This window comes from Vibrio sp. D417a, from assembly GCF_030248595.1.
Classification (GTDB): domain Bacteria; phylum Pseudomonadota; class Gammaproteobacteria; order Enterobacterales; family Vibrionaceae; genus Vibrio; species Vibrio alginolyticus.
The window spans coordinates 1-14,432 of the sequence record NZ_JAHGAM010000035.1 but is presented as its reverse complement, the minus strand read 5'-3'; the positions used below and the strand labels follow the sequence as shown (position 1 = coordinate 14,432).

Here is a 14,432-nt window from a genome sequence, read left to right as displayed (position 1 = left end):
GCTATCGGGAAAACAACAAAGCCCACGTGACGTGGGCTTTGTTGTATGAAGTTGTTTGCAATATTGAAGCGTTACCAAAAGGTGTCTCGCCGTTTAGCTCGAGCAATAACGTTTTGTGGCATGCGCTGTTCAAGGCCGTTTCTCAATACAGTTATGCGCTTATGCTGCCGCTTATCTGCTGTGACAGAGTTATATAACCAACGATACGCATCTTCGTAATCGAGTGGACTGCCATAATCACGTAAAAGCAACTCGGCCAGATGAATACGCGCGTTTAGGTTTCCCATTGACGCAGCTTCTCGCAAATATGGAATTGCACGTTCTTTATCTTGCTGTACTAAAGTGCCACGCGAATAGTATCGGCCAATCTGCTCTAGTGCAGCTGGTAACCCCTGATGCGCTGCATTTTCGATGTAGTAAAGACCCAGTTCGACATCTTGCTCGACACACACCCCCCAAGCCAACATATCTCCGTACAGAAATTCATAAGCGGGTAAGTTAATTCGAGTCGCACGAGCTACGATATCCTCCACCAGCTGGCAGTTATCAGCGCGCACACGTTGTAAGTGCTTATTTTGCTCAATAAGCTTTATCAGCTCTGCTTCGGTATAGATCGGAACTGGTGCCCCCACATCAGCAACATTGGCTTTCCCTGTGGTAGCAACCAAGGTCAACAACAGTGAAGCAGCCACTGTTCGTAACTTCATAAACGTACCCTTAAGGTATCTAAGAAACCAAAGATCGGTGAAGGATCTCCTCTGCTTGATAACCTTATCGGCAAAAAACAGCTAAGCTTTAGACAATTTTTGCCTCTGATTTAGGCTCAGCGGCAAAAGCTTGCCATATGAGAGTCACGCTGTTTTTGTTCAGATACAAAAAAGCCGACCATAAGGTCGGCTTTTGCAATCTTTAACGGCTATCAATTAAGCTTCGAATGGGTGAACTTTGATGATAGTTTCGTTACGGTCAGGACCTGTAGAGATGATGTCTACTGGAACGCCAGTTAGCTCTTCAATACGCTTGATGTAGTCAAGGGCGGCTTGTGGTAGAGCATCTAGTGACTTAGCACCAAATGTATTCTCAGACCAACCTGGCATTGTTTCGTAGATTGGCGTTGCTTTTTCGAATGCTTCAGCAGCCATCGGAGAAACTTCTAGCACAGAGCCATCTTCCATCTTGTAACCAGTACAGATTTTTAGCTCTTCTAGACCATCTAGTACGTCTAGTTTAGTTAGACAGAAACCAGATACAGAGTTGATTTGGATTGCACGACGCATAGCAACAGCATCGAACCAACCTGTACGACGTAGACGACCAGTTGTCGCACCGAACTCGTGGCCAACTTCACCTAAGTGCTTACCAATTGGATCTTGCTTATCTAAACCGTCGTATAGTTCAGTCGGGAATGGACCAGCACCAACGCGAGTACAGTACGCTTTTGCGATACCCAAGATGTAACCGATGTGACGAGGACCAAAACCAGAACCTGCAGCAACACCACCAGCAGTCGTGTTAGAAGACGTTACGTACGGGTAAGTACCGTGGTCGATATCAAGTAGTGTACCTTGTGCACCTTCGAACATGATCTTGTCGCCGCGCTTACGTGCTGCGTCTAGTTCGTCAGTTACGTCGATAACCATTGACGTTAGTAGTTCAGCGTAGCCTTTAGCTTGCTCAAGTACTTCTTCGTAGCTTACTGGCTCCGCTTTGTAGAAGTTAACTAGTTGGAAGTTATGGAACTCCATGACTTCTTTTAGCTTCTCTGCGAAAGTCGCCATATCGAATAGGTCGCCAACGCGTAGACCGCGACGAGCAACTTTATCTTCGTATGCTGGACCGATACCACGACCAGTAGTACCGATAGCTTTTTTACCGCGAGCGATTTCGCGAGCTTGGTCCATTGCAACGTGGTAAGGAAGAATTAGCGGACATGCTTCAGAAATGAAAAGACGCTCGCGTACTGGAATACCGCGCTCTTCAAGAGGCTTCATTTCTTTAAGTAGAGCTTCAGGTGATAGTACAACACCGTTACCGATAACACATTTTACGTTATCGCGAAGGATACCTGATGGAATTAAGTGAAGAACGGTTTTTTCACCGTCAATTACGAGAGTGTGACCTGCGTTGTGACCGCCTTGGTAGCGTACCACGTATTTTGCATCTTCAGTTAAAAGGTCTACGATTTTACCTTTACCTTCGTCACCCCATTGGGTGCCTAGAACGACTACGTTATTTCCCATCTTTCCAAGTCTGATTGCTAGTTAAAAATGGATTCTAGCACCGAATCACGCTTCTTGCAGTCATTTTTTGTTCACAGAGTTGCTACCAGAATGTCATCTTGCCGCTTTGTTCATTTTGAAATCAGCATATCACTGATAGTATTTAGCTTTCTCTATTCGACTGGAAAGCGCTATGTCTGAATCCATATGGTTGGCGATTGGGCTCATCTTGATCGTGGAAGGCATTGGGCCACTGATTGCTCCTAACGGTTGGCGGAATATGGTGGCTCAATTAAGTGAACAACCCAACAATCAGCTACGACGCATCGGTGGCTGCCTAGTAGTTGCTGGAGCCGTAATCGCTATCATGATGAGCTAGCACTTAGCATCAGATACAAAAAAGGCTCCCTAAGGAGCCTTTTATTTCAATGAGACGCGGAGATTATTTCTCCATGCTGCCCTTCGACTGGTTCATGTATTGGAAGAACTCACTCTTCGGATCAAGCACCAGAATATCGCTCTTAGAGCTGAAGGACTTCTCATACGCACGTAGCGAGCGTAGGAAGCTAAAGAACTCAGGGTCTTTGTTGTACGCTTCAGCATAAATCTTCGCAGCCTCAGCATCCGCTTCACCTCGTGTCACACGCGCAGTTTTATCAGCTTCAGCTAGAATAGTTGCTACTTCTAGTTCTGCTTGAGCACGAATAACTTCCGCCTTTTCACGACCTTGAGAACGGTGCTTACGAGCAACGGACTCACGCTCCGCACGCATACGACGGTAGATAGACTCACTGATTTCATCAGGCAGGTTGATTTTCTTCATTCGGAAATCAACGACACGAACACCCAAGTCTTTCATTGCGCTTTCACGCGTGTCTTTCAATACTTCAGACATGATTAGGTCGCGTTCACCATCAATCTCAAGCGCCTCACGAGCCGCTTCAGTTGCGACAACATCGGCACTTGCGTCTTCTGGTAGCACATCATCGTTACGTGGACCAGATACGATCTGTTTGATTTCACGAGCACCGATTTCAGAACGAAGCACGTCCGTCACTTTACGCTCAAGTAGTGCCTCTGCCGTTAGCGAGTTACCACCGCCAGTCGCGAGGTAGTAGCGACCAAAATCTTCAATACGCCACTTCACGTAGGTATCAATGATAACGTCTTTTTTCTCAGACGTTACGAAACGGTCTGCACGGCCATCCATTGTTTGGATACGTGCATCAAGTTGTTTCACACGGTCAAACAAAGGCATCTTGAAATGCAGACCAGGCTCGTAAATTCGAGTGATGTCGTTGTTGTCTTTCAAGACACGACCAAATCGAACCACGATACCGCGCTCACCTTCAGGAATCACAAACAAAGACATCAACATTAATGCCAGTGCGATTACCAGTACAGGGATCATTAACTTACGCATTCTTAGTATCTCCCTTGACGTGAACCTGTTGAACGAGACTGCGTGTTCGAAGTGTCTTCTTGTGTACGATCAGACTCAAGTTGAATTTGATCATAGGTTGAAGATGACTTCGATTTACGTTTGGTATCTGCTTTGCCCTCTTGTCCCGCCAACTTATCGATTGGAAGGTAAAGAAGATTGCCGCTTGATTCCGAGTCAATCAACACTTTCGAAGTGCTTGAGTACACCTCTTCCATTGCGTCGATGTACAGACGATCACGCGTTACACCAGGCGCTGCTTGGTATTCTGGTAGTAGTTTTTCGAACTGTGCTACCTGACCAAGAGCCTCGTTAGTGACACGCTCATTGTAACCTTGTGCTTCTTTCTTCAAACGCTCTGCACGACCCGTTGCCTTAGGCAAGATTTCGTTCTTGTATGCTTCAGCTTCACGAATGAAACGCTCTTCATCCTCACGTGCTGCGATTGCATCATCAAACGCATCTTTCACTTGCTCTGGTGGGCGAGCAGACTGGAAGTTCACATCAACAAGTACCAGACCCATATCATAGCTATCAATGATTTGGTTCAGTGTTTCTTGCGTAGTTTGACGAATTTGCTGACGACCACTGGTTAGAATGCTATCCATCAATGAGTCACCAATTACTGCACGTAGTGCAGAATCCGTTGCTTGACGCAAGCTGTCGTCTGCATTGGTTACACGGTACAAGTATTTGTATGGGTCAGTCACTCGGTACTGAACATCCATCGCAACTGTTACAACGTTTTCATCTTTAGTCAGCATTAGACCAGATGCACGTAGTGAACGAATCGCTTGTACGTTTACCGCTTCGTACTCATCAATAAAGCGAGGACGCCAGTTAAGACCTGGGTCTACGATACGATCGTATTTACCTAAACGCAGTACAACACCACGCTCTGCTTCACCGATGGTGTAAAAACCAGCGAAAAACCAAACCGCAACAGCAATCAGAGCAATCACGCCAAAGCCAATTGCACTACCACCACCGCCGCCGATTGGAGAACCACCGCCGCCTTTTTTACCAAACTTGCCGCCCAGCTTTTGACTCAGTTTGTTGAACACTTCATCTAAATCTGGCGGACCTTGATCTCGGCCACCAGGACGCTGGCCACCACGATTATTATTACCCCAAGGGTCATTATCGCGGCCATTGTTGCCGTTGTTATTTCCAGGCTCATTCCACGCCATTAGAAAGCTCCATCATTTGATATGACGTTATACTGTAGCAGTCCTTTAAGTGACTATAAAGCCAGTCAAAACTGCCCCTTCTCTTTTTTCAAGTCTAGACCAATCTACTTGCTGCATTCGAATATCGATCAACAAGTTACCATCCTGGTCATATTCCTCACGTTGAATACACTTCATTTGGAAGAAGGTACTACGGAATCGTCCTTGATACTGTGGAGGAATTCGCAACTGATGCTCGACCATTTGTGACGCCAGACGTTCCGTCAGAGCCTCAAACAGGACATCAATGCCCAACCCATCCATTGCTGAAACCCAAACTGCGCGAGGTACGCCTTCCTCGTCTCGTTCTATACGTGGTTTCTGCGAATCTAGATTGTCGATTTTGTTCATGACAACCAGAGTCGGCACTTCATGCGCGTCGATCTCTTCTAGTACTTCATGAACAGCTTGAATATTCTCACGAAAACGCTCATCACTGGCATCAACAACATGTAACAAAATGTCAGCTTCTTGCGTTTCCTGCAAGGTTGCCTTGAAGGCCGCAACCAAGTCGTGTGGCAAATGTCGAATAAAACCAACCGTGTCTGCCAAGATGGCAGGACCAACATCTGCTAACTCTATCTTACGTAAAGTCGGGTCCAAAGTAGCAAATAATTGATCAGCCGCGTACACGCCAGCTTCTGTAATACGGTTGAAGAGTGTCGACTTACCCGCGTTGGTGTAACCCACAAGTGAAACCGTTGGGATTTCAGCTCGATTTCGGGCGCGGCGCCCTTGTTCACGCTGCTTCGCTACTTTGTCTAAGCGTCGCAGGATGGCTTTGATTCTGTCACGCAATAAGCGACGGTCGGTTTCCAGCTGGGTTTCACCCGGGCCACGTAAACCGATACCACCTTTCTGCCTTTCAAGGTGCGTCCAACCACGAATCAAACGAGTAGAGATATGACGAAGTTGAGCCAGCTCTACCTGTAGCTTACCTTCGTGTGTTCGAGCTCGTTGAGCAAAGATATCGAGAATAAGACCAGTGCGGTCGAGAACTCGACATTGGCACAGTGCTTCGAGGTTACGTTCTTGGGCAGGAGAGAGGGCGTGATTAAAAATCACAATTTCGGCACCCGTTGATTGTACCGCTGTAGCAATCTCTTGGGCCTTACCCTCTCCGACATAGTATTTCGGGTGTGGGGATTGACGACTACCAGTTACCACTTGTAGCGCCTCTACCCCAGCAGAAGAAACCAGCATTTCGAACTCAGCCAGATCTTCCCATTCACCTTCTTGCGTGAAGTTGATATGAACAAGTACGGCTCGCTCACCGGATTCATAACGGTCAAACAAGCAATCAACTCCTTATTTTAAAAATACTCGATGAAGAATTAATCTTCTGATTTCTCTTGTGGACGCTCACCTTGTGGACGTTCACCGCTGTGATGGCTCACTGGACGAGCCGGCACAACTGTTGAGATCGCGTGCTTGTACACCATTTGGTTAACAGTATTCTTCAGCAGGATCACAAATTGATCGAATGATTCGATCTGACCTTGTAGTTTAATACCATTCACAAGGTAGATAGATACCGGGATACGCTCACGACGTAGCGCGTTTAGAAATGGGTCTTGTAGAGATTGCCCCTTAGCCATTTTTATTTTCCTTATTTAATTTGTAGTTGTAATTATTTAGCTAGTGGTGCAATGCAAAAGATACGGCTTTTGCATCTGAGCTAAACGAATCAAAAATGCACTCTAAGTAATTAGCAGCATAGTATAAAAACCGCCAACAACAGATCCTTTGAGAGTGCGTTCACGCAAAAACGATCACATTATACACAGCTATGTCAATCAGATGCTATTGCTTCCGACATCGTTTCTAATGCCTGTTCAATGTTCTCGCTATCCAACCAAGTTAAATCATCCCAGCTGCGTAACCAGGTGATTTGACGCTTGGCCAATTGACGAGTCGCGCATACGCCACGAAATACCGCTTCGTCACGTGTACACTCCCCATCTAAATACTCCCACATCTGTCGGTAACCGACGCATCGTATGGAAGGAAGATCGGGGTGAAGATCTTTTCGCGAATGTAACGCTTTCATTTCTTCTTCAAAGCCCGCTTCCATCATCTTCTCGAAACGGAGTTCAATCCGACGGTGAAGTTCTGCCCTATCCTTGGGAGCTATTGCAAACTGCTTGACTCGGTATGGTAGGCTTTCACCTTTCGTTTGAGTCAATTCAGTCAAAGTTTTACCTGAAATGCGAAAAACTTCCAATGCCCGAGATAAACGTTGGGGATCATTGGGATGGATTCTCGCGGCTGACACAGGATCAACCTCTTTGAGTTCATCGTGCAACACTGACCAACCTTTAGTCAATGCCTCTTGTTCAATTTGCTGACGAATTTCAGGATTTGCAGCAGGAAGTGGTGATAAACCTTCAAGTAACGCCTTGTAATACAGCATTGTTCCACCCACAAGAAGTGGAATTTTTCCTTCTGCAACAATATCATCCATCGCTTTCAATGCATCTCGACGAAAGTCGGCGACAGAGTAAGATTCACTTGGATCCAAAATATCTATCAAGCGATGAGGCGCCAAACTTAACTCTTTTTCATCCGGTTTCGCCGTACCGATATCCATCCCTTTGTAGATCAAAGCAGAATCAACACTGATGATCTCAACCGGAAATTTTTGACGAAGACGAATCGCCAGCTCAGTTTTGCCTGATGCAGTTGGCCCCATTAAAAATAGCGCCAAAGGTAGTTTATCTGTCATGGTTTTAATTTGGCTATCGTGGCAGAGAAATCAACAGCGGATACGAATTTTGTATCTTCTAATGGCAATTGACCATGTCTTAGCTGTTCAAGTTCCGCAATAATTTGAATGGCTTCAGAAAAAGTATAGTGACTCTTCACTGTCGTGACCTGTAATGCGAGCCAATCTATCAACTCAGACAGCATCTGAGCCGCTGCTATACCTTCGTTCACACAAGATTGCGCGTAAGATAACAGATCTGGTACTAAATTTTGTAAGTTTTGTTGACGCAGCGGAGCTGGGACGCCCATCACCATTAAGGCGTGCTCGTTTCTCGCTTTCAATTGAATACCAAGCAATGCCAAATCTTGTTGATAATCTTGGGCCAGTCTCACTAATTCGGCCTCTAACTTAATAGATAGAGGAACAAGCAGAGGTTGTGCCTTGAGTGCACCATCGCTTGGAGAAAGCTGGCCTTTTACACGATAAAATTCTGCTCTAGGTAACGAGACTAACGCCGCCCCACTGTCACTGCTCATCAAAACAAATTGTTCATCGACCACCATCAGCGCTTTGCCTAATGCAGTAATCGATGGCATTGATGTGTGCGAAGTTATCGTTTGGGGCGCTATTGGAGTGACTGCCTGAGCCTCAAACTCTGGCGTTTTCAGCAGCTCGTGATAAGCGCGTACTTCTTGTTTAGTTGGCGCTGGTTCTACGTGGCGCTCTTTACTGTGACTTGGCTTTGGTGCAGGTTTGGATTCCACCCAATCATTACGTTTGAATGACTCCACTACGCGCGCCTCTCGCACGGAGGTCTCACTAGGACCGCTATTACGAGGCTTCACTTCATAATCACTGCGTCCAGGATAAGCCGGTGTACTCTCTATCGCTTGATAAACCCGCTCTGGCACCGGTGAAGATGCTGGCTCTTGTACTTTTTCAGGCTCTGGCGAATGCTCAATCTCTTCGGATTCAGTCGGTTCCACGCGATGAAATGCCGATTCATTCACCTGTGGTTTATCAATCACAGCGCTTTGTGAAAGTGCATCCGTCAAAGCTTGATAGATGAAATCATGCACCAAACGAGCTTGGTGGAAACGCACTTCATGCTTAGCAGGGTGAACATTCACATCTACTTGGTGCGGATCTAGCTCAATAAAGAGCACATACGCAGCAAACTGATCTGGCTTTAAGCTCATTTCATAGCTTTGACGAATCGCGTGATTGATTAATTTGTCACGCATCATTCGGCCATTCACATAGCAATATTGTAAATCGCTTTGCTGCCTTGCTCCCTCTGGTGTGGTAATCCACCCATGTAACTTTAACCCTTGATGCTCAAGCTCGATTCTGAGCATATGCCGCACAAACGCATTACCGCAGACAGCCGCAATACGCTTTTCGGTTTGAAGCTGATTTTTCGCCGCGCGATATTGACGGATGATCTTGCCGTTATGACGCACATTGATGGTGACATCAAAGCGGCTTAACGCAATGCGTTTCAATAACTCATCAATATGAGCAAATTCGGTTTTCTCCGTACGAAGAAACTTGCGACGCGCTGGAGTATTAAAAAATAAGTCCAACACCTCAACGGTAGTGCCAATCGGGTGCGCTGCTGGCTTAAGCTTCACCTGCATATCACGCCCTTCGGAGTAGGCACTCCAGGCTTCTTCTTGTGCCGCAGGACGCGACGTGAGCGTCAAACGCGAGACTGAGCTAATACTGGCTAACGCTTCACCGCGAAAACCTAGACTCATAATGGCTTCGAGATCATCTAAGGTATGTATCTTAGATGTCGCATGACGACTGAGCGCTAAGCCGAGTTCATCTTTCGCGATACCTTTTCCGTTATCACGAACACGAATCAGCTTTGCGCCTCCTTTCTCGATATCGATATCGATTCGAGTTGCGCCAGAATCAAGACTATTTTCAACCAGCTCTTTAATCACAGAAGCAGGTCTTTCGACCACTTCCCCTGCGGCGATTTGGTTTGCAAGTCTGGCTGGCAAAATTTTAATCGTCATAATGAGTTAGGAGCTCACCTACTTGTTTGGAATGATCAGGACTTGCCCAACCGCTAGCTGATCAGAGCGTAAGTTATTCGCTTTACGAATGCTCGATACGCTAACGCCGTATTTGGACGCTATTTTGCCAAGGAACTCACCCCGAGAAACCTTGTGCTTACGAATCGGTTTATCTTTTACCGCGACCGTTATCTTCAACTTTTGCCCTACCCACAAGGTATCTGACTTCAAGTTATTCTCTCGGCGGATATCTGAAACCTTCACTTTATAGTGATTCGCAATCTTACCTAAGAACTCACCAGACTTAACCTTGTGCGTAATGGTTTCTGTCTCAACAGTAATCGGTTTACTTGGCACTTTAATCGTACCAGCAGAAGGAATGTTGAGCTTCTGACCAATTGCCAAGCCTGTCGACTTCAAGTTGTTTGCCGACATCAGCGCTTTAGAGCTAAGCCCATATTTGTTCGCGATCACCGATAATGACTCGCCACGCTTTACAATATGTACCATTGGCTTCGCTGAAGGCGAGAACACCGTACCCTCTGGTGGGTTATCTTTTAAGTACTTGACGACCGCCTTAGTGATAGCCTGAGCTAACTTATCTTGGTGCGCTCGTTGAAACAGTAATCGCTCTTCTGTTGGGTTAGAAATAAAACCCGTTTCCACTAGCACAGACGGAATCTGTGGAGAGCGTAAAACCGCAAGGCTGGTGTTGATCGGTTTGGTGTTATGCAGGTGCGCAACACGTCCCATCTCACCTAGGATTTCTGTTGCCAGCTTATAGCCTTCTTTTTGTGAATGACTAAACTGCAAGTCCAACAAAGTTTGGTTCACGTTACGATCTTTTGTCTTCGTGAAGAACGCATTACCCGAGCCGCCCAATAACTCAGACTGTTTCTCATGGTTCTCGACCCAACGAGCAATTTCGGTATTTGCACGACGAGTATTTAGTACGAAGACCGATCCACCGCGAGGCTTCGGTGAAGTAAACGCATCTGCGTGAATGGAAATCAGCAAGTGCGCATCATTTTCACGAGCAATCGCGACACGACGGTTTAAGTTTACAAAATAATCTCCCGTACGAGTCATGCGCGTTTTAATACCAGGAGTCGCATCGAGCTGAGCAGCAATTTTTCTTGAGATACTCAATACCGCATCTTTCTCGTACTTACGACGTGAAGGGCCAATAGAGCCAGGGTCTTCCCCACCGTGACCAGGGTCGATAACAATTAACACTTCTTGAGCTCGTTGAACTGAACTCATGTCTTTGCTGGCCGCCGCTGGCTTACTCGGTTTAGAGGTCGATGCCTTCTTACCGTGCGGTAAATCAATCACCAAGCGGTGACCATACTGCCCACCTGGTGTTGGGCTTAATTTAAATAATTCCGCTTGAACGCTCTTTTTTAGTTCAAACACCAAACGATAAGTGCCCTTCTCTGGAGGCGAGCTTTTTCGTACCAGTTTTAAAACAGGGCTATCCGTAACAGTAACAGGCAGTTTGGCCTGCATCGTCGTGCTTTTTAAATCCACGACAAGGCGATCCGGCCCTGATAAAGAGAAATAGGAATAGTCAGCTTCCGAGCCTAAATCGATGACAACACGTGTTTCATCAGGTGAAGGCCAAACTCGAAAACTCTTAACGACGTTAGCAAATGCTAAATTGGGGATGAGAAGGAGAAAAGTGGCGACAAACGTCGCCACTACTCTAAAATTTGAAAAACTCAACATAGCTCCAATCGACTGAGTAACTGCACACCATAATCATTATTAGCTGTTAGTTCGGCTACACGTTGCTCACCTTGGTAGCGAATGTTTACATCAAGATCCGGTTGTGGCAGTAAGCCATGCCCTTTTTCAGGCCATTCAACCAAGCAAATCGCATCGTCTGTGAAATAGTCTCGAATCCCCATAAACTCAAGCTCTTCAGGATCCGCAAGACGATAAAGGTCGAAGTGATATACTTGCCACTGATCCAACTGGTACGGTTCGACTAGAGTATAAGTTGGACTTTTCACGTTACCTTGATGACCAAGAGCACGGACAAAACCACGACTAAAGGTTGTTTTACCTGCACCCAAATCACCATGCAGATAAATTGTGGTTTGCTGGGAACAAAGCTGAGCCAGAGCGGTGCCTAGTGCAACCGTTTCATGCTCATCTTTTAAATTGAATTGTTTCGTGCTCATTGATGCTTCTCTAACTAATGATCGTTGACTATATAAAAATCAAAAGAACAGGAATAGTAAACCGTGTTGGTTTTGAGAGACAAGCTTTCAAATGTCATATGTGCGAAAAAAGTATCCAATAAACGGTATCTTAATCATCTTAGTATCTACCTAGATTTAGAATATATGCAAATGACTTCAATAAGCAGTATTCACAACATCAAAAACGTACCTAACTGGGTAGCACCAAAGCCAGAGATCCGTTAAGATCCGCCCCCCCTTTATTCCGGTGGTTAACATGAACTACGAACAACTCGCACAACAAATCAAAGTTTGGGGAAAAGAACTCGGCTTCCAAAAAGTTGGGATCTGCGACGTTGATCTGAGTGAACATGAAGCAGCACTACAAAAATGGCTTGATGCAGGCTATCACGGCTCAATGGATTGGATGGCTCGTCACGGTATGATGCGTGCTAGACCCCATGAGCTACTCCCGGGAACCGTTCGTGTTATCAGCGTCCGGATGGACTATCTGCCACCAGAGGCTCAATTCGCTTCGAACCTCGCGAATAAAAGTCATGCCTATATTAGCCGCTACGCACTAGGGCGCGATTATCACAAGCTCGTCAGAAAGCAGCTAAATAAGCTCGGCAAACTTATTGAACAAGAGGTTGGTCAATATGGTTACCGACCTTTCGTTGATTCCGCACCAATATTAGAGCGACCTCTCGCCCAAAAAGCGGGCTTAGGTTGGACCGGGAAACATTCCCTGATTTTAGATCAAGACTGTGGATCGTGGTTCTTTTTAGGTGAACTACTTATCGACTTACCACTACCCGTAGATGAGCCAAGCGTTGATCAGTGCGGTAAATGCAAAGCATGCATTACATCATGCCCAACACAAGCTATCGTTGAAGACAGAGTTGTCGATGCCAGGCGTTGTATCTCTTATCTCACCATCGAGTTCGATGACGTGATTCCTGAAGAGTTTCGAAAGCCAATGGGTAACCGCATTTATGGTTGTGACGACTGTCAATTGGTTTGCCCATGGAACCGCTACGCCGACATAACGGAGCAAGATGATTTCCACCGTCGTGACAGTTTCAAAAACCCTGACCTCGTCGACATGTTTAACTGGGATGAAGCGACTTTTCTAAAAAATATGGAAGGCTCCGCTATCCGTCGTATTGGTCATATACAGTGGCTACGTAACATCGCTGTCGCACTTGGTAATGCAGAATATAGTCAGCGAATCATAGATGCGCTGGAAAGTCGGCAAGGTGAAAATAAATTACTTGATGAGCACATTAAATGGGCTTTGACAGAGCAACTGAATCAACTCCCCACTGAGAGTAATTCATCTATAGAGACGAAAAAGCAACGCTTAATAAGGATAGTCGAGAAGGGACTGCCGAGAGACGCATAGAGCGTAGTCTATATGCAAGAGATTGAAAGTACTTTTGCATGTTCAATTCATGACCTTGTTCTCAATTTTGTAATGTGGAAAAAAATTTGAGATTCAAGAAAAACAAGCTAGCAGAAAAAAGTTAAACACAGCTCGGAGAAATGACTAGGATCAAAAAAATACCAGTTAATGATCGTATTTTAACGTACTCGATCCGACAAAAAACTTATTTTTTCTTTATATAACAAAGATTTAATTGATATTTCTTTGTTGTTTCAACTTCACTTTAGAGAAAAGATCTTTCTTCCCCATCATAAAAAGTCAAGCTAAAAACACTTTATCAACCAACTTATCCACAGAACGACGTATGTGGATAACTCTGTTAATTAAAGTAGATAAAACACGCGAAGCCTCATCATACTTGTACGTCAGCCGATTCATATCGTGTTTTAAACACAAACGAAATCGTCCGACATCATATGATGCGGATAAAAGTTTAGCTTTTGGGGATTCATGCTTCGCAGCATTATGAAAAGAGCGATGTGATTGGTTGCGAGAAGCAGGCGTTGAATCAAGCGGCGCATCCGTAGACGACTTAACAATTGTATACTAAATAAGTACTCAATCTATCGTCTTGTATTTGGTTGCGGGGGCCGGATTTGAACCGACGACCTTCGGGTTATGAGCCCGACGAGCTACCAAGCTGCTCCACCCCGCGTCCGAGTGCTTCATCTTCGTTGATGATGAAGGCTTTGCTTTCATTTATAAAAAGAAACTGGAGCGACACACGAGGTTCGAACTCGTGACCTCAACCTTGGCAAGGTTGCGCTCTACCAACTGAGCTAGTGTCGCCTTGTGTCACCGTTAAGCACGATAAAGGCTATATATTGGAGCGACACACGAGGTTCGAACTCGTGACCTCAACCTTGGCAAGGTTGCGCTCTACCAACTGAGCTAGTGTCGCATTTTGTCACCGTTGAGCACGATGAGGGCTATATATTGGAGCGACACACGAGGTTCGAACTCGTGACCTCAACCTTGGCAAGGTTGCGCTCTACCAACTGAGCTAGTGTCGCATATTAACAGCAGTCGCTATTAATGGAATTTGGTTGCGGGGGCCGGATTTGAACCGACGACCTTCGGGTTATGAGCCCGACGAGCTACCAAGCTGCTCCACCCCGCGTCCGTATTGTGTCACCGTTAAGTACCGTGAGAACTATATAACTGGAGCGACACACG

At 45.8% G+C, this 14,432-nt stretch carries 12 protein-coding genes and 5 tRNA genes; 2 read left to right on the top strand and 15 right to left on the bottom strand.

Annotated elements, in window-relative coordinates; all coding sequences use genetic code 11:
* Nucleotides 1-71: 71 nt before the first annotated feature.
* Entirely contained in the window at nucleotides 72-707 is a 636-nt protein-coding gene (locus KI742_RS21770; protein WP_054575294.1) for a tetratricopeptide repeat protein, read from the bottom strand.
* Nucleotides 708-923: 216 nt separating this feature from the next.
* Nucleotides 924-2,240, bottom strand: coding sequence for an adenylosuccinate synthase (locus KI742_RS21765; RefSeq protein ID WP_005381385.1), 1,317 nt, complete (start codon nucleotides 2,238-2,240; stop codon nucleotides 924-926).
* 172 nt (nucleotides 2,241-2,412) lie between these two features.
* Between KI742_RS21765 and KI742_RS21760 the strand changes: the two genes are divergently transcribed.
* A complete protein-coding gene (locus tag KI742_RS21760; protein WP_154204985.1) occupies nucleotides 2,413-2,598 on the top strand; it encodes a DUF2065 domain-containing protein in 186 nt (61 codons plus the stop codon).
* 63 nt (nucleotides 2,599-2,661) lie between these two features.
* Here KI742_RS21760 and hflC read toward each other — a convergent pair whose 3' ends face one another.
* The 8 genes from hflC to tsaE all read right to left on the bottom strand — a co-directional run bounded on the left by hflC (nucleotide 2,662) and on the right by tsaE (nucleotide 11,809).
* Nucleotides 2,662-3,642 carry a protease modulator HflC gene (gene hflC, locus KI742_RS21755; protein ID WP_005381382.1) on the bottom strand — a complete coding sequence of 327 codons (981 nt, stop codon included), beginning with the start codon at nucleotides 3,640-3,642 and terminating at the stop codon, nucleotides 2,662-2,664.
* Nucleotides 3,643-3,644: 2 nt separating this feature from the next.
* On the bottom strand, nucleotides 3,645-4,850 hold the full coding sequence (hflK, locus tag KI742_RS21750; protein WP_017633728.1) for an FtsH protease activity modulator HflK: 1,206 nt from the start codon (nucleotides 4,848-4,850) through the stop codon (nucleotides 3,645-3,647).
* A 45-nt stretch (nucleotides 4,851-4,895) separates the two neighbouring features.
* Nucleotides 4,896-6,185 carry a ribosome rescue GTPase HflX gene (gene hflX, locus KI742_RS21745; protein WP_005381380.1) on the bottom strand — a complete coding sequence of 430 codons (1,290 nt, stop codon included), beginning with the start codon at nucleotides 6,183-6,185 and terminating at the stop codon, nucleotides 4,896-4,898.
* A gap of 38 nt (nucleotides 6,186-6,223) precedes the next feature.
* Nucleotides 6,224-6,487 carry an RNA chaperone Hfq gene (hfq, locus tag KI742_RS21740; protein WP_005381379.1) on the bottom strand — a complete coding sequence of 88 codons (264 nt, stop codon included), beginning with the start codon at nucleotides 6,485-6,487 and terminating at the stop codon, nucleotides 6,224-6,226.
* A 194-nt stretch (nucleotides 6,488-6,681) separates the two neighbouring features.
* Entirely contained in the window at nucleotides 6,682-7,614 is a 933-nt protein-coding gene (gene miaA, locus KI742_RS21735) for a tRNA (adenosine(37)-N6)-dimethylallyltransferase MiaA (RefSeq protein WP_005395375.1), read from the bottom strand.
* Nucleotides 7,611-9,623, bottom strand: a complete 2,013-nt coding sequence (mutL, locus tag KI742_RS21730; RefSeq protein ID WP_213874975.1) for a DNA mismatch repair endonuclease MutL — start codon at nucleotides 9,621-9,623, stop codon at nucleotides 7,611-7,613. The genes miaA and mutL overlap by 4 nt, the downstream gene beginning before the upstream one ends.
* A gap of 18 nt (nucleotides 9,624-9,641) precedes the next feature.
* Nucleotides 9,642-11,351, bottom strand: a complete 1,710-nt coding sequence (locus KI742_RS21725) for an N-acetylmuramoyl-L-alanine amidase (RefSeq protein ID WP_005381374.1) — start codon at nucleotides 11,349-11,351, stop codon at nucleotides 9,642-9,644.
* Entirely contained in the window at nucleotides 11,345-11,809 is a 465-nt protein-coding gene (gene tsaE, locus KI742_RS21720) for a tRNA (adenosine(37)-N6)-threonylcarbamoyltransferase complex ATPase subunit type 1 TsaE (RefSeq protein ID WP_005381372.1), read from the bottom strand. Before tsaE ends, KI742_RS21725 begins: the two co-directional genes overlap by 7 nt.
* A gap of 277 nt (nucleotides 11,810-12,086) precedes the next feature.
* Between tsaE and queG the strand changes: the two genes are divergently transcribed.
* Entirely contained in the window at nucleotides 12,087-13,214 is a 1,128-nt protein-coding gene (gene queG / locus KI742_RS21715) for a tRNA epoxyqueuosine(34) reductase QueG (RefSeq protein ID WP_285385671.1), read from the top strand.
* Nucleotides 13,215-13,834: 620 nt separating this feature from the next.
* Here queG and KI742_RS21710 read toward each other — a convergent pair.
* The 5 genes from KI742_RS21710 to KI742_RS21690 form a co-directional block, all read right to left on the bottom strand.
* A tRNA-Met gene (locus tag KI742_RS21710) sits at nucleotides 13,835-13,911 on the bottom strand.
* 58 nt (nucleotides 13,912-13,969) lie between these two features.
* Nucleotides 13,970-14,045: transfer RNA gene (locus KI742_RS21705), tRNA-Gly, on the bottom strand.
* A gap of 36 nt (nucleotides 14,046-14,081) precedes the next feature.
* Nucleotides 14,082-14,157, bottom strand: a tRNA-Gly gene (locus KI742_RS21700).
* A gap of 36 nt (nucleotides 14,158-14,193) precedes the next feature.
* Nucleotides 14,194-14,269 (bottom strand) — tRNA-Gly (locus tag KI742_RS21695).
* 30 nt (nucleotides 14,270-14,299) lie between these two features.
* Nucleotides 14,300-14,376: transfer RNA gene (locus KI742_RS21690), tRNA-Met, on the bottom strand.
* Nucleotides 14,377-14,432 lie beyond the last annotated feature (56 nt).